The organism is Paenibacillus donghaensis (assembly GCF_002192415.1).
In the GTDB taxonomy this organism is placed as follows: domain Bacteria; phylum Bacillota; class Bacilli; order Paenibacillales; family Paenibacillaceae; genus Paenibacillus_AQ; species Paenibacillus_AQ donghaensis.
On record NZ_CP021780.1, the window covers coordinates 8,338,890 to 8,365,870 of the forward strand.

The window sequence follows — 26,981 nt, forward strand, 5'->3', positions numbered from 1 at the left end:
AGTCTGTTGAACGTAAAATAGTTGGCACTTCCTGCCAGTCCGGTAGTCCTAAAGTTGAAGTTTACAAGGTTTAATTATATCATAATGGCATACTATTTACAGAATTTAGCTGTACAGCCGATCCTGCCATATGAGCCTAATATAACACAAGAGGAGTCATTTCTATGTTTCGTAAATATCCAAGCAAGCTAACTACCAGAACTGCTATATGGCGTATTGTTCCGGCCCTGCTGCTCTTTCTGTGCCTTGCCGCTGCCCCTTCACTGCGGGCGTATGCGTCAAGCGCGGCACCGGCGGCTTCCGCATCTTCGCATATTGATGCGGTGCTGCTGATTGATGTCAGCAACTCGATGAAGAACAGCGACAAGAACAAGATCGCCAATGAGGCGATGAAGATGTTCATAGACATGCTCTCCACCAAGGGAGACAAGGTTGGTATTGTAGCCTATACCGACAAGATCCAGCGGGAGAAGGCGCTGCTGCAGATTAACTCTGCGCAGGATAAAGAAGATCTGAAGAATTTCATCGATGGACTGGACCGCGGACCCTATACCGACATTGCCGTCGGGATGGATGAAGCGGTGAAGGTGCTGCAGAGCGGCAGTGATCCGGCGCATGAGCCGATCATTGTCATGCTTGCCGACGGCAACAATGACTTCAACGATGCCAGCGGCCGTAAGCAGAGCGAATCGGATGCGGAGCTGAAGACAGCGGTGGAAACGGCCAAGCAGAACGGTTATCCCATCTACACCATTGGTCTTAATGCCGATGGCAAACTGAACAAGCAGAGTCTGGCCGACCTGTCGAGCCAAACGGGGGGCAAGGCTTTTTCTACGGATTCTGCCGATGATCTGCCGCAGATTCTTAGTGAGATTTTTGCCAGCCATCTGAAGCTGAAGGTAGTACCTGTGCAGTCGATCACAGCGAACGGCAGCTATCAGGAGGTTACAGTGAACGTGCCGAATGCAAGTGTGCTGGAAGCGAACATCTCGATTATGTCCTCGCAGCCCGTGACCGCGAAGCTCACTGACCCGTCCGGGAAGGAAGTGGCGATTCCGTCGAATGATGTGCTGCTCTCGAAATCCTCCTCCTACAGTCTGCTTAAGCTGCTGAAGCCTTCACAGGGAGATTGGAAGCTGCAGATCAAGGGTGTGGCGAAGGATAAAATAGATATTAATCTTGTGTTCAACTATGATATGGAACTGAAAATTGACGCGCTGCCATCGGCAACCTACAAAAAAGGCGATAAGGTGGAGGTCAGCTCCCACCTGTTCAGCGGCGGTGCTCAGGTAACTCTCAGCAATCTGTACGAAGATATGAAGGCGGTACTGCTCGCTACTGACGTCGATACCGGGACGGTTCAGGAGATTGAGATGGATAATACCGGCGGAGTGTTCAAGGCTGATTTTGAGATTAAGGACAGCCATGATTATGAGCTGAAGGTCCGTGCGGAGGAGAGCAGCTTCTACCGTGAAAGTGAACCGGTCCAGATCAGCGCGAAGAGCGGAAGCACCGGCGGGACAACCGCAGGCGGTACAACAACCGGGAACAGCGGAGCAGAGGAAGAGAAATCCTCGGGTCTGCTCTATTACATCATCGGCGGGATTGTACTGCTGGCGGCGGCAGGTGTGGCGCTGGGCCTGTGGCTCAAAAAAGCGGGCCAGGGATTTGCCGGGCAGATTGTAGTCGAGGTAGTAGACGGCAATACCGGCGAGAAAACCTACCCGCAGTATAAGAAGCTGACCGGCTTCAAGGGCAAGTTCACCCTGCACCAATTGCTGCAGCTGGCACCGGAGCTGAAGGAGAGCGAGAAGCTGGTCTTTACCCCGGCCTCAAACGACCGCCTGCACCTGCGGGCCGGAGAAGGCATTACCGTTGAGAAGTCCGGACGTGCGGCGGATGTTTCGCGCGGGCTGGAGCTGAAGAGCGGCGACCGTGTATCCGTTGCACTGCAAATGGTAGACAAAACCATTCTATTGGAATATTTAGTATAATAGTAGAATCATGCTTAGGCTTACGAAGTGAGAATGGCTCACAAAACCAGGATTATGCTTACGAAGTGAGGATGGCTCACAAAACTAGGATTATGCTTACGAAGTGAGTTTTGTTCGAAGCTTGATTCCTTAAATCAAGCTAAGGCTCACAAAACTTTTAGGAGGAAACAAACATGAAACCAATCGTACGAGAGCATATACAACAGCTGGACGTCTCCCTGGGCGGCGGCATCGTCAGCGACAAAATCCGCGTAGACACGATCGACAACCCCATTCTGATCATCGGACTCGGGGGCACGGGCATCGATGCGCTGCTGCGCCTGAAATACCAGATCAACCGCCGCTTCAAGCTGCCGGAAGATCCGTTGTCCAAGAAGAAACGGGATAAGCCCGACAACGTGGAATTCCTCGCCTTCGAGACCAACGAGCAGGACCGCGCCAAGAAATACAAAGGCATCGGCCTGGATCCGCAGAATGAATTCGTGCTGCTGGCCAACGCTGAAATCGGCGGACTGCTGCAGAACCGCAGCATTCTGGAGCCTTACATTACAGACTGGCTGTCGCCGGAGCTGAGCATTACCGATGGCATGAACGGTGCCGCAGGTGTACGGCAGGCCGGACGTCTGCTGCTGTTCACGAAGATCAACCAGGTGGTTGGAGCCATCGACAAGAAGATCAAGACGTTGTCTGTCGGCACCAGTAAGAAGCTGATGGTGTTCCTGCTGACCGGTCTGTCCGGGGGGACGGGCAGCGGCGCTTTTCTGGATATCGCCTATATCGTACGCGGCATCATTGAACGTGACTATGGCTCTGCGGGTATCGACCGTGTGAATACGCTGGGCTATCTGTTCACACCGGACGTCAATCTGGCTAACAAAAGCCTCAGCGAGCACACCCGCGAATATATCCGCAAGAACGGTTATGCTGCGCTGAAGGAACTGGATTACTGGATGAATGTGGACAGCCGGGGCGAGCGGTTCCGCCAGCAGTACGGCAATATCCTGACCGTCAACTCGCCGCTGCCGCCGTTTAACCTCTGCCACCTGATCTCCGCGACCAACACGGAAGGCAAGCTGCTGGAGAATGCCTATGACTACTGCATGAACGTGACGGCAGAGAATATCACCAACTTCATGGCCAGTGAAGAGAAGCAATCGGGCGAGGAATTCGCCATCCATGACTATATCAGCAACATCCGCACCAACATTGCCCAGATGAACAAGGCGTATCCTGCCAATTATGAATACAACATTATCGGCGCTTCATCGGCAGTGCTTCCTATTGAAGAAATGACCACTTATCTGGCCTTCCGCCTATTCGACAAAATGGACAAAATGTTCCAGCAGGCTCCCGGCCAGGAGGATGTGGAGAAGCTGGCCCGCAAGCTGGGCATCGACCTGGACAGCATGATCAAAACCTTCGAATCGCGTGTGCCTGAGCCCCTGCCGGGCTTCCAGAACAGCGAACGGCTGAACCATGCCAATGTGATCAAGAACCAGGTGGTCAGCATGGATACCGAGCTGGAGCAGAACTTTCTGGCCCGTGCCCGTGAGGAATATATCAAAGCCAAAAAGCAGCTGCCGGGCGAGATTGTTCGCAACTTCGGCGAGGAGCTGGAGCGGATCTTCCTGCATCCGGAGCAGGGACCATTCTATGTGTCGCGGCTGCTGTACACCGAGAAGGGCTTCTGCATTCTGAAGCTGATTCAATCCTACATTGAAGCATTACGTGAGAGCCTGCTGCGCCTGCCGCGCGACATTGAGACGGCACAGGACAGTGCGGATGAGAAGCTGGGCGATGCCCGCAGCGCTTTTGTCTCCAAGGAGAAGAAGAAGAACGCCTACATTGATGCCAAGATTAACGAATACTGGCTGCATGCCGATGTGGAACGTACCGAGCAGATGATTCAGTTCTATGAGGACCTGTATGAGCTGCTGAACGAGGAGAATAACCGGATTTACGGCGTGTTTACGGAGATTTTGAGCGCGCTTAGTTCGATTTTTGCCAAAAATGGTGATCTGCTGATTAACGGTGAGGAGCAGGCGGACCACAAGGGCAACAAAACCTATTATTGGAACATCGTCAATGTGCCCGATATTTCGGCGACGATCTCGAAGATTATGGACCAGAAGGACGGCGACGACCTGATCCGTGACTTCACCCGCGAAATGCTGAAGAACTCCGGGCGCTGGGTCAAAGAGCAGGAGATTGATATTGTGCGTTCGATATCCGAATTCCTGAGCGACAAGTTCGGCGATCTCATTACCCGTTCGATGGAGGATTTCCTGGTGATGAAATACGGCCGCGACGAGCCGCTGGATAAATTTGTAGAGCGGATTATCGCAGGCCGTCTGGATGAGGATGCGGTGCCGATTTTTCACCTTAGCAACAGTTCGGGCAGCCTTCATTTCCCTTCCTGGGGGTTCGTCTCTGTACCGGTCAAGGCGCCGGGCATCCTGAAGGGTATCCGTAATTATCAGAATAATGCGCTGGGCAAATCGCAATTTACGATTAAAGAGAGCCAGGTGAAGAACCGGATTTTCTGGCTGAATACCCGCAACGGGGTGCCTCTGTTCGTCTATACGCCGCTGCGCGTATTCGAGGAGAACTACGAGCGGACGATCCTGGACAAGGAAGGCATTGGCCGCCATCTGGTGATGACCGACAAGAACAACTGGACCTATCTGCCTTCGCCGATTCCAGAGAAATCCTGGGGCGATACGTATGTGAATCCGCGTGTGCGTGAATACAATGCGCGGGTGCGTGCTGATTTCACCTTGGCGCTGAATGCTGGCGTTATTATCGAGAAGGGGCTGGATGAGAATACCAGCAGCCGCTATTCCGTGGTGTTCACGAAGCCGTTCGATCTGGACAAAATGCTCAGCGCGTTCGACCTCCAGCTGGACTCCACGCGTCCGAATCTGGGCGAGGTGAAGAAGGCGGCCGATGAGCTGAGAAGCCTGAGTGAGAAAGGTCTGGAGCGCGAAAGTGTGAAGGATATCTTCGGCAGCATCAGTCTGGATATGGCGCAGGAGAACCTGATCCGCTCGCCGCAGCTGATTACGCGTGTCCGTGAGGAGCTGGCTAAATACGCCGCGCTGACGGCCAAGGCTGCCGAACTGGATAAGCTGCTGCACCAGTATCTGGATGAGGAGAAATGGCTTGACCAGTTCATTGAGGCATTATATACAGACAGCATTGTCAAAAAAGGTGCACTCTATGTCTATGACCGTGACGAAGAGGAGGATGCCTGGGAGCCGTTCGCCAATCTGATGAAGGAACGCAGCTACGTCGAATATGCCGTGTACCGCCATTTCCGCGCTCTGGATGACAAGAGCCGCAGTGTGCTGCTGCGCAAAGCAGCGCGCCGCGCCGGAGAGATGACAGCTGCCGAGGATGTAACGCCGCTGCTATATAAGCTGGAAGGCCTGTATGTGTCGTTCCTGGAAGCGCGGGACAGTCTGGAATATGAGAAGGTTGAGCATGAGAACGGCGATGAGATGTACGGCTTCTACAGAAGCCTGACCGGCAAGCTTGCCAGCATCCGCAGAAAGCTGAAGTAGCCGGATGGATAAAGCACAAGTATTATCCTATGCAGAACAATATGCGGCACAGGAAGAAGCGCAGCGCAGCAAAGGGGATGGACGCAGCAGCATCCATTACCCTGCGTTGTTTCTGTTTGTGGGCGACAAGGTGGCCCCGGCCATCGCTCCGGTGCTGAACAGCTGTGAACGCAAATGGGACAATGCGGGCGGCATTATGGCCGTCCATGCGGCAGCGGAGGAAGCCGGTGCTGCCGGCGGCGGGAAGAAGGAGGGGCGCGAAGAGCGGGTAATGACGATGCCGCTGCCGCTAGCGGCAGGGCATGACAACCGGTCCGTGCGCCAGGCCGTCTACCGCCAGTTTCATGAGGACAGCCGCTATCTGGCAGAGATGAACCGGGTGCTGCGCCGGCTCAGCAACAGCATTGCGGACTATGGCCGGCTGTACTCCTCCTTCGATGTGATTCACCTCTCAGTCATTACGCGGGTCGATGACCCGCTTAATGTGCTGCTGCCCGAAATTACGCTGCTGGCCCGGGCCATTCTCAGCCAGTCGTTCAAATCGGTGCAGAGCGATTTATACACGCTGATCAACGAGCGGGAGCAGGGAGAGAATTTTGGCTATTCCAGCTCGGTAGGGCTGGCTTTTCTGCGTGAACTGGAAGCCATGCAGCTGAATGACTTTACCTTCGCCGCGCCGCTGCTGGTGACGGAAGAGGATTTGTCCATTCCGGTGAAGCATGGGCCGTCTCCGTTGTTCGACCTGGTCTACGTGCTGTCGGACAAGAACGAACGCGGCATGATGTCTCCTGGGGGCATGAATGACAATTATGAGATCATCTCCCATATCAGCCTGCTGAAGAATCGCGTCACTTCTGCTGCGGATGCCGATGCCGGTCATGGCGGCTACAACAACATGACCTTCAAAAGCGGTATCCGCGGCAGCACCGGCAGGCAGGGGTATGCCACTGCCGGATTCTCCGGCGTGAGAAGGCCCAATCTGCAGATTGCGCTGGCGGTGCTCTACCATGCCTTCCGCCAGCTGGCCGCGCAGATGCGTGAAGGCAGCCAGCTGAGCCTGCGGGAGCGGCAGATGCTGCTGGGCCTCGATGAAGCCGCCCTGCGCGAGCGGGCGGCGGCGCTGCTCCCGGATGAAGCGGGCTTAAGCGAAATGACCGGGCTGATGAGCCATGGCCGCCCGTCCTATGGGGAGCTGAAGCAGCTCTCCTTGCAGGAGGCGGAGCAGCTGTTATTCGGCGGGGGCGGGGAGGCGTATTTCGAGAGCAACTTCGCTGCGGAAGCCGCGAGGCGGACCGCAGACGCCGACCCGCTCCGCGAGTGGCGCGCCGTATTGGCGGCGCAGGAGACGGCGGTTCCGGCGGTAACCTTCTATCAGCTGGCCGGATGGACCGCTGACCGTGATGAAGCCGGAAGTGTGCTCCATCAGCTGCGCCAGCATATGGCGGGGCTGAGGGCGGTCCGCTCCGCCGCCGAGGAGGAGCTGGAGCAGCTGTATGCGGAGAGCGTGGAACGCCAGCCGTTCCAGCGGGTACCGCTGCTGGACAAACGCACGGTGCGCAATTTCATTCATTATCTATTCTCGGCTGTATACGGCAAGAGATATGAGCTGCTCCGCTATGAGAGCGAGCTGGCCTTATGCCGCCGTCTGGAGGCTGCGTTGGAGCAGCTGCACGCCGAGAGTATCCGGCGGGTGAAGCAGATGGAAGCGCTGGAGGAGGAGCTGCGTGTTCTGGCGCTGGAGAGCATCGGGCGCGCCAGCGAAACTACCGGCGAGAATATTATGGAATATTACCGGACCGTTACGGAGCAGGTCATGAAGGATATCGAGACGCGGCGCGGCCCCGGGATCTTCTTCAGCGAGCGTTATATGGGCAGCATGGCCCAACTGCTGGAGCAAGGCGGGACTGCGGTGGTTGAGCGGCTGATCGAAGTATGCCGCAAGGAGCTGCTGGCAGCCGAGCCGTTCACCTTCTCGTTCGAGGAAGAGCTGCTGCGGCGGGCGAATGTGGCAGCGGCCTACGAGAACCGCCAGGTGCTGTCGCGGGAAGAGCTGTTCAAGCGGCTCTACCGCAGCCTGGAGGAAGGCGCAGTGGTGAATGTGCGATTGTTCGAATACACCCAGGAGCACCGCCATGAGGAGAAATATTTCTTCGGCGACAGCGGCTCCGAGTTTCTGCGCTATGCCTTCGGCGCGGATGAGACGACCCGCATCTACCGGCTGGGCTTCGTGCATGAGCAGCGCCGGAGCGGGGTTGAGAAGCTGAACCTGATGGGCGGTTTCCATCTGGAGGATCTGCTCTATTACCGCAATGGTAAGGTATATTACGAGACCTATGCCAGCAACGGCTATCTGCTGCATGGGCTGCCGGAAGAGCAGCTGCCTGCGCTGAAGTGAACGCATATAACATGAACTACTTAGGACCTCGTAGGATATGAGCATCAAGTTTTAAGCGTCTGATCACCACACAAGTCCGTTTCACCGAATTAGTTGCAAATACGCATCTAATTCGCTGGTTTTTCCCGTTTTATTGCAAATAAGTGCGAAAACGCATCTAAATTCGGATTCTGAGCCTAAAACAACCGTTTTTCTCGAAAATAGTTGCGGGTTCGCACTTATTTGCCCGGGAAGTGATGTTGCAGCTGGAAATAGATGTACTTTCGCATCTAATTTCTCTGAAAGCTCTAGTGTTGAACTAACGAATGAAGAAAGTACCAGGAAAGGAAGTATAATGATGCAGCGAAAAATCAATCTGCTCCTGCTCCTCTTCAGCCTGATCGGAGGTGTGGCCGCTTTTCTGCTGGGAGAATGGCTGCTGGGCCGCTGGCTTGGGGAGCTGCCTTCCATTCTGATTGTTGGTCTGTATTTTGCCCTGGTAGCGCTGGGGATTGGGCTGGGCTGTCTGCTGGCCGAGATCGTATCGCCCCGGTTGAACGGGGCCTCCTGGAAGCAGCGATATCTGGGCTTGTCCTGGAAGCTGCTGCCGCTGACTCTTGTGATGGCGCTGGCGGCAGGGGCGCTGATGGAGTTTGTCTATGAGCTTAACTTTGGCGGCGTCAAGCCGGTCAAGGCGGTGGTGATGGCGATCGACGACTCCGGCAGCATGATGGAGAATGACCCGGACAACCGGCGTTATGTGGCTGCCAAGGATCTGGTCGCACAGATGGATGAGGACAATCAGGTGGCAGTGCTGACCTTCAGTGATGACACCACACTGGTGCAGCCGCTGACGAAGCTCTCCGGTTCGGGGAACCGGGCCGAGGTGCTGGCAGCGATTGACCAGCTGGAGACGAACACCGGCGGCACCAACATCAGTGCTGCCGCAGCGGAGGCGCTGAAGGTTATTGATGGCAATGGCTCCGCCTCCACCCAGGGTGCGATGGTGATCATGCTCTCCGATGGAGTGAGCGTGTTCGATACCCAGCGCGAGCTGCAGCCCTATGTGGAACGGGGCATCGTGGTGAATACGATTGGACTGGGCCTTGGGGGCCAGCCGGGATCGAACCTGCTGCAGGATATCGCCAGAGAAACTGGCGGGCAATATTATGATGTGACCGACGCAGACCGGCTGGGCGATGTTTTTCAGCAGATCTACGATGCGCTGGGAGACCGGACCTTGCTGACGGAGCGGACGGATGAAACGGTGGACAGTCCTTATTATGCCGCCGTCCACATTCTTGCGCTGCTGCTGATCGGAGCACTGCTTGGCGTGGGGCTGGGGATTATTTTTGACAATCGCCACCTTGCCCGGAGCTTCGGCGTCGGCGGCGGCGTGGCGGGCCTGATCGCCGGACTGATTCTGGAATATGGCCTCAGCGGAGACAGCTTCCAGGATGCTCTGATCCGATTGTCGGCTATTCTGGTGCTGGCCGCTGTAATCGCTCTGTTTACCGGAATCATTCCGGTAGGTGAGGGACGCTTGTCCCGCAGAGGCAGAAGAGATTCAGCCGCAGCAGCAGCCCAAACCCAAGTGCCTGGTCGCAGAAACCGCAGCAGCAAAGGATTCTAACCGTTAACGAGAGGAGTTAACAGCCATGAGGTACGCCGAGCCGAATACGGCTGCACCGGCCATTACGGAGGTATCTGCCCGGGTGGAGGACCGCATCTGCACACTGCGCTGGCACTGGCCGGACGGCTTGCAGGCGGTAAATATTCATAAAGCGGCGTCAGGAAGTGCGGACTCCGGCAGCGAACCGCCTGCCGGAATGAAGCTGTACACCCGTGAGGAATATAAGGCGAACAACGGATACCGCGACCGGCTCGATGATATCGGGCTGGTCACCTACACGGTATTTGCCCGCTTCAGTGAAGCGGGTGAGACGGTGCTGGCCCGCCAGCCGGGCGGAGAGAACACGACTTCGGTCAGCGCGGGCAAGGCCCGGATCTATTATGCCATCGTGCAGAAGCGGGGATGGCTCAGCAAGCAAAAAGCAGTACATATGACGATCACGGCAGAAGTGCCGGTCACGCGCGATGTACTGTGTTATGTCAAGAAAAAGGGCGGCCAGCCTGCGGGCAAAGAGGATGGCATCCAGTTCCCGTTCGTGCAGGATTTCGCCGCCGGACGCAATGTGCTTCCGCCGATCGAGATCGGCAAGGATGACTATGTGCGGATTTTTTTCACCGATGGCCGCAAATACGGGCTTTATTATGATCTGGTGCCGGAGTGACGGGTAGGTAGGGGCGGATGCTAGAATTGGTTTGGAGCTTTTGGAGTAAATAGATGAACTTTTGATTGGATAAGTTTGGTCACCGAATTAGTTGCGAGAATGCATCTGATTTTCAGATTTATTCCTTTTTGGAGCAAATAAATGCAATATGGCATCTAATTTGGCCTTCTGAGCGAAAAATGATTGATTTACTCGAAATTAGTTGCATAATCGCACTTATTCGCCCGCTGATAGGAGTTTTTTCTGAATTTAGTTGCACTTTAGGTTACTACTCAGGACCCTGCGAGGATATAGAAGGTTTACTTGCGAAGGTTAGGGGATCGCACTACCGTAATCCAAACCCTCCCCCACCCGAACTTCAGGTAACCTACGTCCTAACGGACCGTATAGCTCCTGTTTCCTCATTTCTGCGCTGGTTTGGAATGTAACGGACCGCATAGCCTCTATATCGGAAAAACAGGCCTTAACTAGTGGGTTTTGGCTTAAATAGGGGCTCCTGAGTCCGTTAACAGTCTGAAAGGTAATCGCTGGTTACCGGCGACAGCCTTCCTTTGGTTATGCTCAGCCTCCTTGTCGGGCGGTGTGGTATGACTGGCTCGGACGAGTAACACAAGGGGGCTCTAAGTAGTAACCACTTTAGCATCTAATTTCTCTGAAAGCTCCAGGGCAACACACTGATCCTAACTGGGACCTAAGCAGTAACCACTAGCGTAACTTATGACTGAAGGTGTGGGAGTGGCGGAAATTTCGGTATACAACGCTTATGCTCATTACTTGCAGGCAGCTGCTTCAGGGAAGTTGCTTTAATTGCAAAAGCTACAGTTATAATGCCTCTTTTCTGTGGAGAAGAGGGTTTAATTGTATTTTGTACATTTATATTCCGGTATATCAGCCTTTTCCGGCGATTTCGCTCCGAATAACTGTACAGAATGCAGCTATCCGGTCGGAACGGGTGATAAGCACACATATAGCTGTACAAAATGCAGTTATATAAGATGATTAAAGTATGCTTACGAAGCAAGTTTTGACGAAGCACAATCGCAGAAGATGATGCTTACAAAACTAAGATGATGCTTACGAAGCAAGTTTTGACGAAGCACAATCGCAGAAGATGATGCTAACAAAACTAGGATTATGCTTACGAAGCAAGTTTTGACGAAGCAGAGTCACGCGGCTGATGCTTACAAAACTAAGATTATGCTTACGAAGCAAGTTTTGACGAAGCAGAGTCGCTGAAGATGATGCTTACAAAACTTTTAGGAGGAAAAGAAATGTCCTTTTTCAGCAGATTCAAGAAGAAAGCGCAGCCAGAGGAACGGCCGCCGTTCTACGATATCGTATGTCCTTATTGTTTCTCCAAGTTTGAGCCGGCACAGGTGGTGTTCCGGGCCATGCACAGCCGTGAGGATGACGAGAACTACGCGCTCGGCGAGGATGATGCGCTGAACAAATACCGCGAGCGCTTCGGTCTGGATACCGTCGACGACGTGGAAGCGATCATTGACCCGGCCGATATTCCCGAGGACTATCATCACTACACCGACAATATACTGACTGGCCTTACCGACCGCTACGGGGTGCTGACGCGCAGACGGCTGTGTCCGCATTGCCATAATGAGCTGCCGGTTACCTCCGGCAAGGTGCCGAGCAACATCATCTCCATTATCGGCGCTTCCCAGGTGGGGAAGTCGGTGTACATGACCTCGTTGATCCATACGCTGCAGAATACGACGGCAGGCCATTTTGACGCTGCCTGTATGCCGCTGAATGCCGAGATCAGCCGCAAATTCCGCAATCTGTACGAGGAGCCGCTGTTTGAGCGGGGCGACCTGCTGGCCTCCACGCAGAAGGAACGGATGCAGGAACCGTTTATTTTTCAGTTTGTGTTCAAGGATGAGTCGAAACCGCCGCTGCTGCTGGTCTTTTTCGATGTAGCCGGTGAAGGTATGGTCGATCAGGATTACCTTGGACTGCATGGACAGCATATCAAGAATTCGGCGGGCATCCTGTTTATGGTTGATCCGCTGCAGATCCGCTCCATTCGCGAGAAGATCCGAATTAACATCGGTGACCGTCCAGGGGAATGGGTCTCGCAATATGATGAGCCGCGCGATGTGGTGCTGACGATGTTCGGCGACTTCATCGCCTACCAGGAGAAGAGCAAAACCGAGATTCCCACAGCCATTGTACTCGCCAAAAGCGATATGCTGCATTCGCTCAAGGATGAGGATGGCGACTATATCAAATCCAACAGCAATGTGTTCAACAACTATGTGCACCGCCAGACGCTGAATCTGGATGAGGTGGCGAATATTGACGGCGAAATCCGCCGTTTCATCGGCAAGGTGGACCGTCCGTTTAAGGACACGATGGATGTGTATTTTGCCAATACCGGCTATTTCGCCGTGTCTGCACTCGGGAGCAATCCGGTGAACCAGAAGATTGAAGGGGTGGTCAGCCCGATCCGGGTGGACGAGCCGTTCATCTGGCTGATGCACAAGCTGAAATACATTGAGGGGAGCGACGGCCGGTGAACAGGCTATCAGGGTCGATGATTACCCAACAGATGTACACCCGCGAACGGCGCGGGGTTTACCGTTCTACGGAAGGCTTCGACACCGTGGCGAAATCCGAGGCCCTTGAACATAATTTTGTCAAAAAAATACTTCATCCCTTCTGCGTCTACGCTGCTCCGTCCGAGCTGACGGCACGCGGCGAGAAGGAGGAATCACAGTATCCGGCTGCGCTGCACCTGTTCCATGCAGACAACGGCGAGACGGTAATTGGAACCAGCCGTTATCAGGCGGCGGATTTTACGGGTCAGCGCAGCGCTTTTTTTGCCCATAACTATGTGGTGCCCGCAGCCCGTGCCGAGGAGATTGTGCAGAGCTATGGCGACTATCTGTTTGCGGATTTCGCGCACAGCTATGAGGGGGAGCCTGGAGGGACATTGCCGGAGCTGGCGGCTATTCCTGCTGCGGCCGGCAAACGGCCGGAACCGCTTAAGGTGCTGCAAGCGCTCGGATTTAGCGAAGGCTTGTTCAAATCGCTGCTGCAGGCGGTGATGACCGCTGTAGCCGGCAAGAAAAAAATCTACATCGCGCTCGACGTGCCTGTCCGTGAGTTGCCCATCCGTGCCGCAGAGCTGACGGAGATCCTCTACAGCGTGCTGCCTTATGAATACCGCCGCAGGCTCGGCGTAATCACCTACGCCCAGGAGCCGCAGAGCCGCAAATATATCCACCTGACCTTTGTGGAGAAAGGCTCCCTGCGCCCCGGCGACCGCAGCATTGAGAAGGATTTCACGTTCGATCTGGTCTCGGGCCGCATCGGGAATGCCGACTTCGGCGATACAAATGTACCTTACGCCGACCTGGCCTGGAAGCTGCTGACGCGCAGTGCTGCCGGAAGAGAAGACTTCGCAAGGTTCGCGGACCAGATGCTGCGCAGCGAACACCCGGAGCGCAGGCTGTCGCTGGCGCTGTACAATGAGCTGGCCTTATTCTATGAGATTGAGCAGGGTGAGGAACGGCTGTATGAGGAGAATAAAAGCCTGGTGCTGAGCGGGCTGCTGTCCTATCTGAAGCCCGAGGGGGCGATTGAATCCCGAATGCGGCTGAACGATATGTTCCTGGAACGGTTTGACCGTGAATTCGATCTGATCCGCCATAAGGGTATTCCCGAGCCGGTGATTCTGGAGAGCTTCAAGGACTATTTCGTGCTCAGGGGCCACAGCTACAAGGTGAAGGTTGTGGATTATTTCATCAACGGGCTGCTGAACAGCGCAGTGGCGGGACGTGAGGATGTGCTTAGTAGCGCCTATGATATTATCGAGAGCGAAGATGAGCTGAGCGCTGCGTTCTTCAAGCGGGTACTGGCCCAGCCGGTCTTCCGCAAGCAGCTGATGGAGCCGTATATGGAATCCAGACTGGCGTCTGCGGCGAGATCGGCCGATATTCTGAGGTTCGTGCTTCACTGGGGCCGTTTCCTGCCGGAAGCGCTGCAGCAGGCGTTCGTTCGTGATGCGGTGAGGGACTATCTGGGGGAGAAGCTGCTGCAGGAGCAGGAACCGGTGTCCGCAGTAGCGGCTATCCATGATACGATAGAGCAAGCGGAGAAAGAACAGCGCAGGGGGGCCGGAGTCCATCCGGAGGCCTTGTCGCTGCTGGAGGAGCTGGCAACGGCGGCGGACCGGTTCTTGCTGAACCGGCTGTCGATGTCCATGCTTACGCAGGAGCAGTTGCTGGAGATCGCTTTCCTGCGTTACCGGGGCGCGGCAGATTGGCATCCGCCGCTTGATCTGATGAGCAAGCAGAAAGCGAATGCGCTGCGGGCCGCCTACCGCTGGTTCGGTGAGGAGAATCCCGACGCAACGATTTTTGCCAAGCTGTCGCCGAAGGAGCTGGACGAGGTGCAACTGCTGGGCCGCCGCTGGCTGCAGGAGGCCAGAGGGGCGGAGCCGTTCGAACGGCTGCCGCTGGCATTCTATTATAGCAATGACCGTGAAGGCGGGCCGCTGGATTATGAGAAGCTGCTGGAGCTGGTGCGAGTCAAGGCCGGGGAGAACAAGGAGACGGTATACCGTTTCCTGGCCTGGTCGCAGGGCAATCCGCTGTTTACCGTATCGAACAAGAAGCTCCATACGGGCTACCGTCGAGCCATTCTGAGGTACTTCCAGAATCATGACCGCGAGGCCTTCAAGAACCGTGATTTCCGCAAAACCTACGCAGATACGGCCCGGCCCGCGCTGCAAAATGTATACAACGAAGCCCGCTCCCAGCTGGCTTCGCCGCTGGCGCGGTGGATCAGCCGCAGCCGATTTCAACTCCTGATCACCGGCTCGCTGCTTGGCCTTGTGCTGATCGCGGCGATCGTGATGATCAGCCTGCTGCGGCCGGATGGGCAGGAGACTGCCTTGCCGGAGGCAACACCAAGCCCGTCTCCTGTAACTACAGCAGGTGCACCTGGAGATATCTCGCCGGTGGCGGCTTATGTGCTGGACAGCGGGGGAGCAGGTGAAGGCGGCAACGAGCTGATCTTCACCTTCACCGATCCCGCGGCCTGTGACCTGTTCAATCCGCAGCAGGTGCATCTGATGAACGCGGCAGGAGATGAAGTGGCGCAGAGTTATGATGTGGAAGCGACAATGAGAAGCTGCACGGCAGCCACGCCGCAGGCGGGCGGGAACGAGCCTGCGGCAGGAGCCGATGACGAATCTCCTACGGCAGACCCTGCAGGCGGAGTAGAGGAATCGGCCAGCCCTACGGAAGGGGCGGGGGATAACAGCGATCCGGCAGCTACGGAAGCTGCCGGTGGCACAGCAGACAATGCCGGGCAAACCGCGGAGACAGCGGACAGCAGCACAGCAGAGCCGTCTGCGACGCCCGCAGCGGGCAGCGGGGCTGAAGTGCAGCCGGAAACTGCGCTGCGCGTAGAGGTAACGCTGGCGCAGGAAGTAGTGATCCCGGCCGGAAGCATGATCAAGGCCGGTGGGATGACGCTGAGCGTGAAGTCGTATCCTCAGCCATTGCCATCTCCGTCCGGCGATCCGGCTGGGGACGAGGAGCTTGAAGCTGAAGCTACCCCAAGCCCTAAGCCGACCGTAGAATAAGGGCTGCAGTGCAGCCTATGCGCAAATATAAGAATTTATAGGTTACACGCCATAAATTATCCTTCTATTTCTCGCAGAAAAGGATGCCGCCTCTTGCAGAGGACGGCGAAGCCATTTCTTCTTGCAGCGGCATCCTTCAAGCATAAAAGCAGGATTCAGCAATGTGCAGATACTAGTCAACCGAGGTTTTTTGCTTAAGGAAAGGGAGAGATTCTACGTATGGATGAATTGAAGGCAGCGTACCAGCGGCTAGGCGTTTCAGAGGATGTTACCAAAGAAGAATTGGACAAGCAGTTTGATCTACTGATCCGCAAGTCGCGTTCCAATGCCAAGGCCGGTGATGCGGGCAAGCAGCAGGAGAGCGAATATGAAGAGGATTTCAAGGCCATCCGCTATATCCTGAACGCACGACGGGAGCAGGAAATTGAGGAAGCGACCCAAAAGCGGCTGGCTAAATGGGGCAAGCTGGGCGGAACGGTGGAGAAGACGGAACGGTTCTTCCGCTTGTACAAGGTGCATGTGCTGCTTAGTCTGATTGCGCTGGCGATTGTTATTGGAGGCGCTGCCCTGTTCACGAACCACAGAACCGAGCAGAAACGTCTGGCCAGCCTGCCGCCGCTCGATCTGTCGATCATGTTCCTCGGCAACTACCAGCTGCAGGATGAGAGCGGATCAGCGGAAGCGCTAAATAAGGCGATTCTGGCCGCTTTTCCGGAGTGGAAGCGTGTGGAGACCAAAGTGACGTACCTGCCCAGTGGCGAAGGCGGCGGGATGATGGATTCGGCCTATCTGCAGAAGGCGGTAGCCGAGCTGAGCATGGAGAAGCCGGATATCTATGTGCTGGATGACTGGTCTTTTGAATGGCTGGGCAAACAGACGGTGCTGGGCAAGCTGGATGAGCAGGCGGCTGGCAAATGGAAGGACCTGATCAAGGAGGGCCTCGCCAAGCAGCAGCAGACCGAAGAGGACACCGCGCCGCATATATATGGCATGGATCTGACCACAAGCGCCTTGAGCGCCGATCTGCCGCTGAATCACGGTGAGCTGATTGCAGGGGTACGTTATGATGCGGCCCGGATGGAGAAGGCGGAGCAGTTTATCGAACGCTTCCTCTCGGAAGTGAAATAGATCTGGACAAGCAGGCAGTCATACGTTGTATCACGTGAATAGGCCGATGGCTCAGAGAGCAGAAATCTCAGTTTATCTATGGACATGTAGTAGAATAATAGATATGATTGTGATTAATAAAAAAATAGTTTAATTTTGGAGAAGGTGCGGGTTCTATGCTTGCGTAGGTCCTGCTTAAAAGGGAAGTCCGGTCCAAAACCGGCGCGGTCCCGCCACTGTACGTGCTGAGCGTCTCCACGATAAGCCACTGTCCCTGTGAGGGGCGGGAAGGCGGGGGAAGCGATGAAGCATCAGCCAGGAGACCTGCCTGCTCCATTATGTTTCTATTCTTCGTGGGGTAAGAATCGGAACAAGTACAGTGTGCCCTGTGTGCCTTCGTGCGCGCACTTCTGAATTTGGATTCTTCCCGGACCGCCCTTACAGGGCGGTTTTTATGTTGCTCTCCTGTTGTCCGTGCTGCAAGCTATCCAATCTATACACAGAAAGAGGTTAATTATGAAGAAAATCATTTCCTCCAAGGCTTTTGCCCTTGGACTGGCCTTATTGCTGGTCATCTCGATTCTGGGAACGTCGCTTGTTCCTTCTTCACAGGTATTTGCTGAATCTGCCACACCTGCTGTTCAGGAGGGTGGAGGTGCAACAGGCACGCTTACCCAAGCAGGCATATCGGCCGCAGATGCTCCGGTGCAGACCCGCGCTGCGGCAGCCCTGCAGGCTGCCATTACGTATGTGCAGAAGCAAGACAGCATCTCAGACTGGACGGCGGTCAGCCTGGGAAGAACAGGCCATCAGCTGCCGGCCGGCTACCTTGCGGGGCTGGAGGAGAAGGTTAAGGATGCCAACGGCTTCTATAAGAAAGCAACGGACTACGCAAGAATTTCACTTGCGGTAACCGCAGGCGGTCTGGATGCGACCGATTACGCCGGTTACGATCTGATCGGACCGCTGCACAGTCAAGAAACGCTGCTGAACACAGGCATTAACGGCCCGGTCTACAGCCTGCTGGCTATAGAATCGGGAGCATATGAAGTTCCGGATACGGCGCTGCGCAGCAAGGCGGATCTGCTGAAGGAAATTGTGTCACAGCAGAAACCAGACGGCGGCTTCGGGCTTGTTCCAGAAATTGCGAGCAGTGTCGATATTACCGCTATGGTTCTGAACGTACTGGCGGCACACGGAGACGATGCTGAAGCGAAGTCTGCGGGAGACCGCGCGGTACAATGGCTGAAGCAAAGACAGCAACAAGACGGAGGGTATGACAGCTCCAGTGAAGCTACCTCCCAGGTTATCATCGGCCTGACCTCAGCCGGAATCGATCCGGCGGGCACTGAGTTCACCAAGAATGGCCAGACGCTGCTGGATCACCTGCTTGCGTTCAGCCTGCCGGACGGCAGCTTCAGCCATACGCTTGAAGGCGGCTCGAATGGAATGGCTACGGAACAGGCGCTGCAAGCACTGGCAGCTTATGATCTGTTCCTCAAGGGTGAGAAGTTCTATGATTTCCCAGCTCCAACTCCGCAGCCTCAGCCAGTTCAGGTTACGCTGAGTATTGAAGGGCCGCAAGGAACGATAGCTGAAGGCAAAGCGGAAGGCGTTACTGCGCTGGATGCGCTGAAGCAGCTGGCAGCGGCAAAGAATATTCCGCTGAAGATTACGGTGGATCAGCAATACGGGGATTATGTTACAGCCATTAACGGGATAGAGGCGTTTCAATTTGGTCCCGGTTCTGGCTGGATGTACCTGACCTACAGAGATGGACAACGCATTTCACCGAATGTGGGTGCTGCAAGTTATGCGCTGCAGGCCGGAGAGACGGTCAAGTTCTATTATGGTGATTACAGCGGCACCTCGCTGATCCATTCGATCAAGGCAACACCGGAGCAGCCGCAGAGCGGCCAGGCATTCAGTATAGCCGTGCTTAAAGATGTTACAACATATGATGCAAACTATGTACCTACGACCACACAGGTGCCTGCCGCAGCGGTAAAAGTCACGGTTGCGGGCCAATCCGTCACCACGGATGAGAGTGGAACGGCAACCTTTGCTTCGGGCGTAGCCGCAGGAACACATACCATTGAAGTGACCGGCTATCAAGCGGGCAGCTTCCCGACTGTACTGCGTGAGACGGCTCCGCTCGAAGTCTTACCGAGCAGCACGTTGACGGAAGTAAGTATTGAAGGGCCGCACCATACCCTTGCATCAGGCGCAGCGGAAGGCGTTACCGCGCTGGATGCGCTGAAGCAGTTGACGGCGGCCAAGAATATTCCGCTGGAGATTACAGCTTCAAGCTTTGGAGATTATGTTACGGCCATTGACGGAATAGAAGCCGGACAATACGGTCCCGGCGCAGGCTGGATGTACCTGATCTACAAGGATGGACAACGTATTGCGCCGAATGTCGGTGCTGACAAATACGTGCTGCAGGCCGGAGAATCGGCCAAGTTCTATTATGGAGATTACAGCGGCACCTCGCTGATCCACTCCATCAAGGCAACACCAGAGCAGCCGCAGGAAGGCCAAGAATTTACCGTAACCGTACTCAAGAATGTGACTACATGGAATGGAGTTTCTGAGGTAACGGAACAGAAGCCTGCCGACAATGTACAGGTAACTGCAGGCAGCAAGTCGGTTACAACGGATACCTATGGACTGGCTGTGTTCCCGGAAGGCCTGGCCGCCGGGGAATATACCCTGGAAGTAACGGGTTATGTGCCGGGGAGTTATCCTACTGTGCTGCGTGAAACGGCTCCGCTGAAGATTAAAGCGGCGACAACACCGCCGACAACGCAGCCAACAACACCGCCGACAACGTCACCAACAACGCAGCCAACAACACAAACGGCTACTCTTCAGGTTGTGGGTGACAGCGTCCGTGGAACGATTCTGAATACCACAACCGTGGCTTTGGAACAAGGAGATACAGCCTACAGCGTACTAGTGCGTCTTCTCGGCAGCAAAGTGGTTTCAACTGGATCGGGAGCCACGCTGTATGTGTCTGCCATCGACGGGCTGGCCGAGTTTGACCGCGGCCCGCTCAGTGGCTGGAAGTACAAAACGAACCGGGATGCCGAGTCCTCTGACAGTGCCGGTATTTACCGGCTGCAGAACGGGGATAATCTGGTCTGGTATTACACGGGTGAAACCACCAGTGCGCCTGGTTCATCAACAGGAAACACTTCCGGCGGAACTCAGGCAGTAGCGATTACAGCAGAGAATACCACTCCGCTGAGTCAGGTTGGCCAGACCACTACAGTCGTGAATGCGGCTGACAAAATGACAGCGGCACAGGCGGCAGAGCTTGCCAAAAAGCTGACTGCTCAGAGCGTAACGCTGGAGCAGGCGGTTGCTCCAGGCGCAGCATCGATCTTGAAGGATGCTGCCAATGAAGTGCAGCTGCAGCTTCCGGCAGGTTCGGTTGCGGCACCAGTAACAATTAAGGTGCAGGAGCAGAGTTCCACCCGTAAGGAGCTGGTGTCCGGCCTGTATGAATTCACTCCGGACGGAACCAAATTCCTGAAGCAAGTGGAACTATCGATTCAGGTTCCGGTAACGACGGATTATCCACAGAATCTGGCATTGGCTTGGCTGGATACAGTTACAGGGCAATGGATTCCGGTACCCTCCACGCTGGATATGAAGAGCGGCATGATGACCGGCAAGATCAGCCATTTCACCGCGTATGCGGTGGTGGACCGCAGCAAGTGGGAGCCGAAGCAGGAGCAGCTGAAGCAGGATATTGCCAATCTGGCTGCTTATATGAAGGCGGCAGGCGAGATCAGCGACTGGCAGGCAATTGGCCTGGCCCGTTCCGGAAATGCCGTACCAGCAAGCTACCTGAAGGCTCTTCAGGAACAGCTGGCGGCTAATCAAGGCCAATTCCGCAAGGTCACCGATTATGAGCGCCTGGCGCTGGCCGCAGCCGCAGCGGGACTTGATCCGCAGAAGGCTTACGGTTATAACCTGATTGAGCGCATCTATAATAATGCTGCTATGACGAATCAGGGCAGCAATGGTGTGATTTTTGCCCTGATCGCGCTGGACAGTGGTGCCTACACTATTCCGGCAGACGCTGAGTGGAGCAAGGAACGTCTGGTGGAGTGGCTGCTCGATCAGCAGAACAAGGACGGCAGCTTCCCGCTGGCTGCAGGAGAAGCAGGCGATGTCGACATTACGGCCATGGCGGTGACCGCCCTCTCTACCCATCTCGGTCAGTCCAAGGTGAAGACAGCAGTGGATACGGCACTCGGCTGGTTGTCCGGGCAGCAGCTGGAGAACGGCGGCTATAAGCTCTCCGGTACAGAGAACAGTGAGAGCGTCGCGCAGGTGATCGTTGCCTTATCGGCCATTGGCGCAGGACCTAACGATGCAAGGTTTGTAAAAGCCAAAGGCGGGCTGCTGAGCAGCCTGGAGGCTTACAAGCAGAAGGACGGCGGCTATGCCCATACGGCAGGCCAGGCCAGCAACGGGCTGGCGAGTGAGCAAGCACTGCTTGCGCTGGCAGCTTATGACCGCTTCCTGAGCGGAAAAGACAAGCTGTACAGCATCACCTCCGCGGCAGGTCTGCCGGGCAGCACAGGTGTGGTTTTTGCAGATGAGCAGCAGATTGCTCCATGGGCGGCAGAGGCTGTACATGCAGCGTATGACCGCAAGCTGATGGAAGGTGTCAGCAGCAGCGCACTGGTATTTGCGCCTAAGCAGAACATTACCCGTGCCCAGTTCGCAGCCTTGCTGCTGCGATTGACCGGCCATACCGCTGCCCAGACTTCGGCTGCGTCGGTGTTCAGCGACGTGAAGGCGGGAGCGTGGTATTATGAAGAGGTGCTGAAAGCCAAAGAGCTGGGCTTTATCGACGGCGTCAGCGCTACAGCGTTTAATCCGAACGGATTGATTACCCGCCAGGATATGGCGGTAATGATTGCCCGAGCCTATAAGCTGGAGCTCCCGATGGATGTGCAGAGCTTCAAGGATGAGCAGAAGATCAGCACCTATGCGGCAGGAGCCGTTCATGCGGTAGCTAAACTGGGCTATATGAGCGGATTCGGCGGAGCTTTTGACCCGTCCGCCCCGGTTACGCGGGAGATGGCGGCGGTAGTCGCTGTCAGACTGCCTTAAAGGAAGGTTACTTTTTAAGAATGGTGAGCCAGAGATAGCTAGTAAGGTCCAGTTAATAAGGTCCGGCTAGTAAGATCCAGCTAGCATTTTGGAATTTGGTTTGGAACGTTTGAAGGAAATAGATGCGAAACTAGTTACTACTTAAGGGCCAGCGTGGATATAGCATGATGCTCTGGAACTTTCGGAGCAAATAGATGTTAAACTGGTAACTACTTAAGGACCAGCGTGGATATAGCATGATGCTCTGGAACTTTCGGAGTAAATAGATGTTAAACTGGTAACTACTAGGTCCCTAGTGAGGATTAAGCATGTTACCTTGGATCATTTGGAGCAAATAGATGCGAAACTGCAACTAATTTCAGCTGGAACGTACTCCAACGGGTGATTAAGTGCGAATCTGCAACTAATTTTGAGTAAATCAGGTTTTTTGTTCTCTGAAGACCAAAATAGATGCGTTCTTGCACTTATTTGCTCCAAAACGGAAAAAACCCGCCATTTAGATGCGTTTTCGCAACTAATTTAGCCGATTGGCTGGTAAGACGCGCTGTGTAATTTCATAGACTATGATCAAATGAAGAAATAGAACGGGGGAGAATGCTAAGCCCTCGTTCTTTTCCCTTTTTCGGAGGTGCAAGTGTAATGTTCAATTTAACCACCCGATGGGTGAAAATGCTCTTGATTCCTGTGCTCATGCTGCTGCTTCTGGCCGGGTGCTCCGGCGATGGCGGGGCAGAGTCTGCGGAGAATGGCAATACCAGCAACATGGATGCTGCAGCCACAGCGCTGCCTTCCGACATGCCATCGGCAACGCCTGCCGGGGGAATTGCGCCCGGGGAGTCCCCGAGTCCGGGCATAGACAGCCCTGATCCTTCGCCTGCGGCGGCAGCGATGTCTGAACCAGCTGATGAAGGGGCGGCGAAGCCGGGGATCTCAGCGGAGCCCGTGGGAGCATCTAAGCCTGGGGCCACAGCGGTTTCATCTGCGCCAGCAGAGGGTGCTGCTTCCGGGCAGCAGGATGCTCCAGGCGCGCCAGCCGAGTCAGCGAAGGCCCAGCGGGGGTCCGCCAAGCCGGGGTCCGCCCAGGAGGCAACGGCCCGGCCTGCGACGAAGTCTGCGGGCCAACCTGCAGCCTCGGCCGCTCCGGCAGCAACGGCTAAGGCCGGAGCACAGCCTGCCGTGAAACCGCAGGCTACAGCAGCGGCTAAGCCGTCCGCTGCGCCTGCGGCAACCGTCAAGCCGGTGGCCACCGCAGCACCGGCGCGCTCAGCCGCGCCGTCCAAGGCGCCTGCGGCTGAGCCGCCGGCGAATACACAGACGGTGACGATCTCGATCACCGGTGATGAAGAGCACGGCACGATCCTGTCTGCGACAGCAGCTACGGTCGAGCAGGGCGAAAGTGTGCTCGATCTGCTGAAGCGGATCACTCGCAAGAACAAGATTCCGATGGAATATCAGGGGACGAAGGGTTTTGCCTATGTGGAGGGCATAGACAATCTGTATGAATTCGACCATGGCTCCAAGAGCGGCTGGATGTACCGCGTAAACGGCGAATTTCCCGACAAAAGCGCCGGAAGCTTCAAGGTGACCCCCGGCGATACGATCGAGTGGCTGTATACGCTGGATCTCGGCAAAGACCTGGGGGCAGAGTCTCCATGAGCGGAGGATTCCGCGCCGTCCACCCTGCGGTTGCCTTAATGTATTATGGCGGACTGCTGCTGTTTGCAGCGGTGCTGTTTCATCCGCTGTTTCTGCTGACCCAGATAGCTGCGCTGCTGGTGCTGCTGCTGATGCAGGGACAAGGCCGGAGTCTGCGGCGCACCCTGCCGTTCTATCTGCTGATGGCAGGCGGGGTGGCAGTGCTGAATCCGCTGTTCTCACACAGGGGCGCGAGCATCCTGTTTTATTTTCTCGACCAACCAATTACACTGGAATCCGTGCTGTACGGACTGATGATGATGCTGGTGCTGCTGAGCATTTTTATCGTATTCCTGTCCTATAACCACACGGTGACTACGGATAAATTTATGTACCTGTTCGCTGCCGCCGCTCCCAAAAGTGCCTTGCTGACCCTGATGGCCATTCGGTTCGTGCCTTTGTTTCAGCGGAGGCTGCGTCAGATTGGTATGGTACAGAGCACACGTGGCATTGATGTAACTTCGGGCAGTGTGCGCAAACGGATCAAGGATGGGTTGACGCTGCTGAAGGTGCTGCTGACCTGGTCGCTGGAGGAGGCGCTGCAGAGCGCGGATTCCATGAAGGCACGCGGCTATGGCATCCGCAAACGCAGCAGCTATGCCATCTACAAGCTGGACCGGCAGGACATCGTTCTATTGGTGCTGCTTGCGGCTAGCGGAGCGGCTGTTGTGTTCGGCTGGTTGCAGGGGTACGGCGTGCTGGAAATTTACCCGCGCCTGAGACCTCATGATTTTAGCCTGGAGGAGGGGGCGATGTACGGATGTTTCGGTCTGTTCGTGCTCTTGCCCCTTGCTCTGGAAGCAAAGGAGAAATGGATATGGAGATCCTCAAGGTCGACCGCTTATCCTTCCGGTATCCCGAAGAAGACAGGGCCACACTGGATGAGCTCTCGTTCACGGTAAAAGAAGGCGAGTTCGTCGTACTCTGCGGACCCTCGGGCGGCGGCAAAACCACGCTTCTGCGCCACCTCAAGCGCGAGCTTGCTCCGGTGGGCACGATGGATGGCAGCATCCTGTACCGGGGGCTGCCGCTGGCGGAGCTGGCGCCCGAAACGGCTGCCGCAGAGATCGGCATGGTGTTCCAGAATCCCGAGGCGCAGATTGTGATGGACACAGTTTGGCATGAGCTGGCGTTCTCCATGGAGAATCTGGGCCTGCCCCCGGCAGTGATGCGCAGCAGGTTGGCCGAGATATGCGGACTGTTCGGGCTGGAGCCGCTGCTCTATAAGCCGGTGCATGAGCTGTCCGGCGGCCAGAAGCAGCTGCTGAATCTGGCTTCAGTCCTGCTGCTGCAGCCCCGGGTGCTGCTGCTGGACGAGCCTACCTCGCAGCTGGACCCGGTCGCGGCGCGCGAGTTCATCCAGCTGCTGCACCGGCTGAACGAGGAACTGTCTATGACCGTGATCATCAGCGAGCACCGGCTGGAGGAGGTTTTTCCGCTGGCTGACCAGGTGCTGCTGCTCAGCCGGGGAGCCTTGCAGGCCGCAGGCGGCCCGCGCGAGATCGTGGGCAGGCTGGGCGCCGGGCAAGCCCCGGCGCAGCTCGCCTATCTGCCGGCGGCGTCGCGCCTGTTCCTCGGCCTTGCGCCGCAGGCTGCGGCTCCGCCGCCGGGGGCCAGCCCTCTCACGGTGCGAGAGGGCAAGGCCTGGCTGCGCGGCCTGCCTGCCGCAGGCGCAGGCCCAGCGGCTGCGCCGCACAGCGCGGCGACGGCGCAGCCTGGAGCGGCAGCCCGCGCAGGCGAAGCCGCGCTGCTGCGCTGCCGCGAGCTGACCTTCCGCTACGCCAAGGACGGCGCGGAAGTGCTGAAGAAACTTACGCTCTCCCTCTATCCGGGAGAGCTGCTCGCCATTATGGGCGGCAACGGCGCCGGGAAATCGACGCTGCTGCAGCTGATGGCGGGACTGGCGAAGCCGCAGCGGGGCAAGGTAGAACTGGGCCGGGACATCCATACCGGATACCTGGCCCAGAATCCGCTGCTCTACTTCAGCCAGGACACCGTGGCCGCCGAGCTTGCGCAGATGGCCGAGTATGCCGGGCTGTCCGGCGAAGAGGCGCAGCGCGAGATTGCGCGCCTGCTGGATATCTTCCAGCTGCAGGCGGTAATCGATAACCATCCGCATGATATCAGCGGCGGACAGCAGCAGCAGACTGCCCTGGCGATGGTGCTGCTGCTGAAGCCGGATATTCTGCTGCTGGACGAGCCTACGAAGGGGCTGGACCCGGAGGCCAAGGAGCGTTTCGCTTCGACACTCCAGCTGCTGCGGGAGCAAGGCGTCAGTATTGTTCTTGTTACGCATGATGTGGAGTTTGCCGCAGAATATGCTTCCCGCTGTGCGCTGCTGTTTGACGGCGCGATTACGGCGGAGGGTTCTCCCGGTGATTTTTTCGGCAGCAATTATTTCTACACGACAGCCGTGAACCGCATGGTGCGCGAGTGGCTGCCTCAAGTCCTGACAGTGAAGGAGGCAATTCAGCAATGGCCAGATTCCGGCTCCCGCTCCTGATTGCTTTGGCTGTATTTATAGCGGGCCTTGCGCTCACTGCGGCGCTGAAAGACCGCCATTACGTGCTGCTCAGCCTGGTGCTGCTGGCGGCGGCGCTGATTCCCCTGTTCGTGCGGCTGGAGCGCCGGCCGCTGGAGTCGCGCGAGCTGGTGCTGCTCGCCGTATTGTCGGCGATTGCCGCGGTCAGCCGGATTCCGTTCGCTGCGCTACCGAGCTTCAAGCCGGTATCCGCGATTGTGATTCTGTCTGCCTATGTATTTGGCGCAGAGGCCGGATTCATTATCGGCGCGGTGGCAGCGCTGGTGTCCAATATTTATTTTGGACAAGGGCCATGGACACCCTGGCAGATGTTTGCCTGGGGTATGGTCGGCCTGAGCGCAGGCTGGCTGCGCAACACCAGGCTGCTGCGGTCGCGTGTGGGTCTGCTTAGCTTCGGCTTCGTTTGGGGTTTCCTGTTCGGCTGGATTATGAACATCTGGCATATCATCAGCTTGCCCGATGCTTTCAGTTGGGGACTGGTGGCCACCACATATGCGGCCAGCTTTTATTTCGATCTGACCCATGCGATCTCCAATGTGCTGTTCCTGTCGCTGCTGGCTGGCGGGTGGACCAAAGTGCTGATGCGTTTTCGCAAGAAATATGGGCTGCTGCAGGAGGAGTGACGCTCAGCCTCTCCGTCTGTCACCGTTCGACTGCCACTTTCGCAG

The 26,981-nt window shown here is 56.2% G+C and carries 13 protein-coding genes and 1 riboswitch; all 13 genes read left to right on the forward strand.

The window, feature by feature from the left end; all coding sequences use genetic code 11:
- Positions 1-164: 164 nt before the first annotated feature.
- The 13 genes from B9T62_RS37655 (at position 165) to B9T62_RS37715 (ending at position 26,936) form a co-directional block, all read left to right on the forward strand.
- Entirely contained in the window at positions 165-1,994 is a 1,830-nt protein-coding gene (locus B9T62_RS37655; RefSeq protein WP_087919919.1) for a vWA domain-containing protein, read from the forward strand.
- A gap of 173 nt (positions 1,995-2,167) precedes the next feature.
- Positions 2,168-5,557, forward strand: coding sequence for a tubulin-like doman-containing protein (locus tag B9T62_RS37660; RefSeq protein WP_087919920.1), 3,390 nt, complete (start codon positions 2,168-2,170; stop codon positions 5,555-5,557).
- A gap of 4 nt (positions 5,558-5,561) precedes the next feature.
- Entirely contained in the window at positions 5,562-7,952 is a 2,391-nt protein-coding gene (locus B9T62_RS37665) for a transcription initiation factor TFIID (RefSeq protein WP_087919921.1), read from the forward strand.
- A gap of 334 nt (positions 7,953-8,286) precedes the next feature.
- The gene (locus B9T62_RS37670) at positions 8,287-9,564 is read left to right on the forward strand and encodes a vWA domain-containing protein (RefSeq protein WP_245864269.1); all 1,278 of its coding nucleotides are present in this window, start codon (positions 8,287-8,289) and stop codon (positions 9,562-9,564) included.
- A 25-nt stretch (positions 9,565-9,589) separates the two neighbouring features.
- Positions 9,590-10,225 carry a beta-mannanase gene (locus B9T62_RS37675; RefSeq protein ID WP_087919923.1) on the forward strand — a complete coding sequence of 212 codons (636 nt, stop codon included), beginning with the start codon at positions 9,590-9,592 and terminating at the stop codon, positions 10,223-10,225.
- A gap of 1,271 nt (positions 10,226-11,496) precedes the next feature.
- Positions 11,497-12,759, forward strand: a complete 1,263-nt coding sequence (locus tag B9T62_RS37680; protein WP_087919924.1) for a hypothetical protein — start codon at positions 11,497-11,499, stop codon at positions 12,757-12,759.
- Positions 12,756-15,836, forward strand: coding sequence for a GAP1-N2 domain-containing protein (locus B9T62_RS37685; RefSeq protein WP_157794171.1), 3,081 nt, complete (start codon positions 12,756-12,758; stop codon positions 15,834-15,836). Before B9T62_RS37680 ends, B9T62_RS37685 begins: the two co-directional genes overlap by 4 nt.
- Positions 15,837-16,055: 219 nt before the next feature.
- The gene (locus B9T62_RS37690; protein ID WP_087919926.1) at positions 16,056-16,964 is read left to right on the forward strand and encodes a molecular chaperone DnaJ; all 909 of its coding nucleotides are present in this window, start codon (positions 16,056-16,058) and stop codon (positions 16,962-16,964) included.
- Between the two features lie 125 nt (positions 16,965-17,089).
- Positions 17,090-17,289, forward strand: a riboswitch (cobalamin riboswitch).
- A 170-nt stretch (positions 17,290-17,459) separates the two neighbouring features.
- On the forward strand, positions 17,460-22,076 hold the full coding sequence (locus B9T62_RS37695; protein ID WP_087919927.1) for an S-layer homology domain-containing protein: 4,617 nt from the start codon (positions 17,460-17,462) through the stop codon (positions 22,074-22,076).
- Positions 22,077-22,715: 639 nt separating this feature from the next.
- The gene (locus B9T62_RS37700; RefSeq protein ID WP_157794172.1) at positions 22,716-23,732 is read left to right on the forward strand and encodes a DUF4430 domain-containing protein; all 1,017 of its coding nucleotides are present in this window, start codon (positions 22,716-22,718) and stop codon (positions 23,730-23,732) included.
- Complete coding sequence (locus tag B9T62_RS37705; protein WP_087919929.1) at positions 23,729-24,673, forward strand: energy-coupling factor transporter transmembrane component T; 945 nt, start codon at positions 23,729-23,731, stop codon at positions 24,671-24,673. The genes B9T62_RS37700 and B9T62_RS37705 overlap by 4 nt, the downstream gene beginning before the upstream one ends.
- On the forward strand, positions 24,589-26,274 hold the full coding sequence (locus B9T62_RS37710; protein ID WP_245864270.1) for an ABC transporter ATP-binding protein: 1,686 nt from the start codon (positions 24,589-24,591) through the stop codon (positions 26,272-26,274). The genes B9T62_RS37705 and B9T62_RS37710 overlap by 85 nt, the downstream gene beginning before the upstream one ends.
- Positions 26,247-26,936: an ECF transporter S component gene (locus tag B9T62_RS37715; protein ID WP_087919930.1), complete on the forward strand. Its 690-nt coding sequence runs from the start codon at positions 26,247-26,249 to the stop codon at positions 26,934-26,936. The genes B9T62_RS37710 and B9T62_RS37715 overlap by 28 nt, the downstream gene beginning before the upstream one ends.
- Positions 26,937-26,981: the final 45 nt, after the last annotated feature.

What these genes read in the sequence shown, in the direction of transcription:
- B9T62_RS37655 (WP_087919919.1), top strand. Translation starts at nt 165, where the DNA reads ATGTTTCGTAAATATCCAAGCAAGCTAACTACCAGAACTGCTATATGG.
- B9T62_RS37660 (WP_087919920.1), top strand. Translation starts at nt 2,168, where the DNA reads ATGAAACCAATCGTACGAGAGCATATACAACAGCTGGACGTCTCCCTG.
- B9T62_RS37665 (WP_087919921.1), top strand. Translation starts at nt 5,562, where the DNA reads ATGGATAAAGCACAAGTATTATCCTATGCAGAACAATATGCGGCACAG.
- B9T62_RS37670 (WP_245864269.1), top strand. Translation starts at nt 8,287, where the DNA reads ATGATGCAGCGAAAAATCAATCTGCTCCTGCTCCTCTTCAGCCTGATC.
- B9T62_RS37675 (WP_087919923.1), top strand. Translation starts at nt 9,590, where the DNA reads ATGAGGTACGCCGAGCCGAATACGGCTGCACCGGCCATTACGGAGGTA.
- B9T62_RS37680 (WP_087919924.1), top strand. Translation starts at nt 11,497, where the DNA reads ATGTCCTTTTTCAGCAGATTCAAGAAGAAAGCGCAGCCAGAGGAACGG.
- B9T62_RS37690 (WP_087919926.1), top strand. Translation starts at nt 16,056, where the DNA reads ATGGATGAATTGAAGGCAGCGTACCAGCGGCTAGGCGTTTCAGAGGAT.
- B9T62_RS37695 (WP_087919927.1), top strand. Translation starts at nt 17,460, where the DNA reads ATGAAGAAAATCATTTCCTCCAAGGCTTTTGCCCTTGGACTGGCCTTA.
- B9T62_RS37700 (WP_157794172.1), top strand. Translation starts at nt 22,716, where the DNA reads ATGTTCAATTTAACCACCCGATGGGTGAAAATGCTCTTGATTCCTGTG.
- B9T62_RS37705 (WP_087919929.1), top strand. Translation starts at nt 23,729, where the DNA reads ATGAGCGGAGGATTCCGCGCCGTCCACCCTGCGGTTGCCTTAATGTAT.
- B9T62_RS37710 (WP_245864270.1), top strand. Translation starts at nt 24,589, where the DNA reads ATGGAGATCCTCAAGGTCGACCGCTTATCCTTCCGGTATCCCGAAGAA.
- B9T62_RS37715 (WP_087919930.1), top strand. Translation starts at nt 26,247, where the DNA reads ATGGCCAGATTCCGGCTCCCGCTCCTGATTGCTTTGGCTGTATTTATA.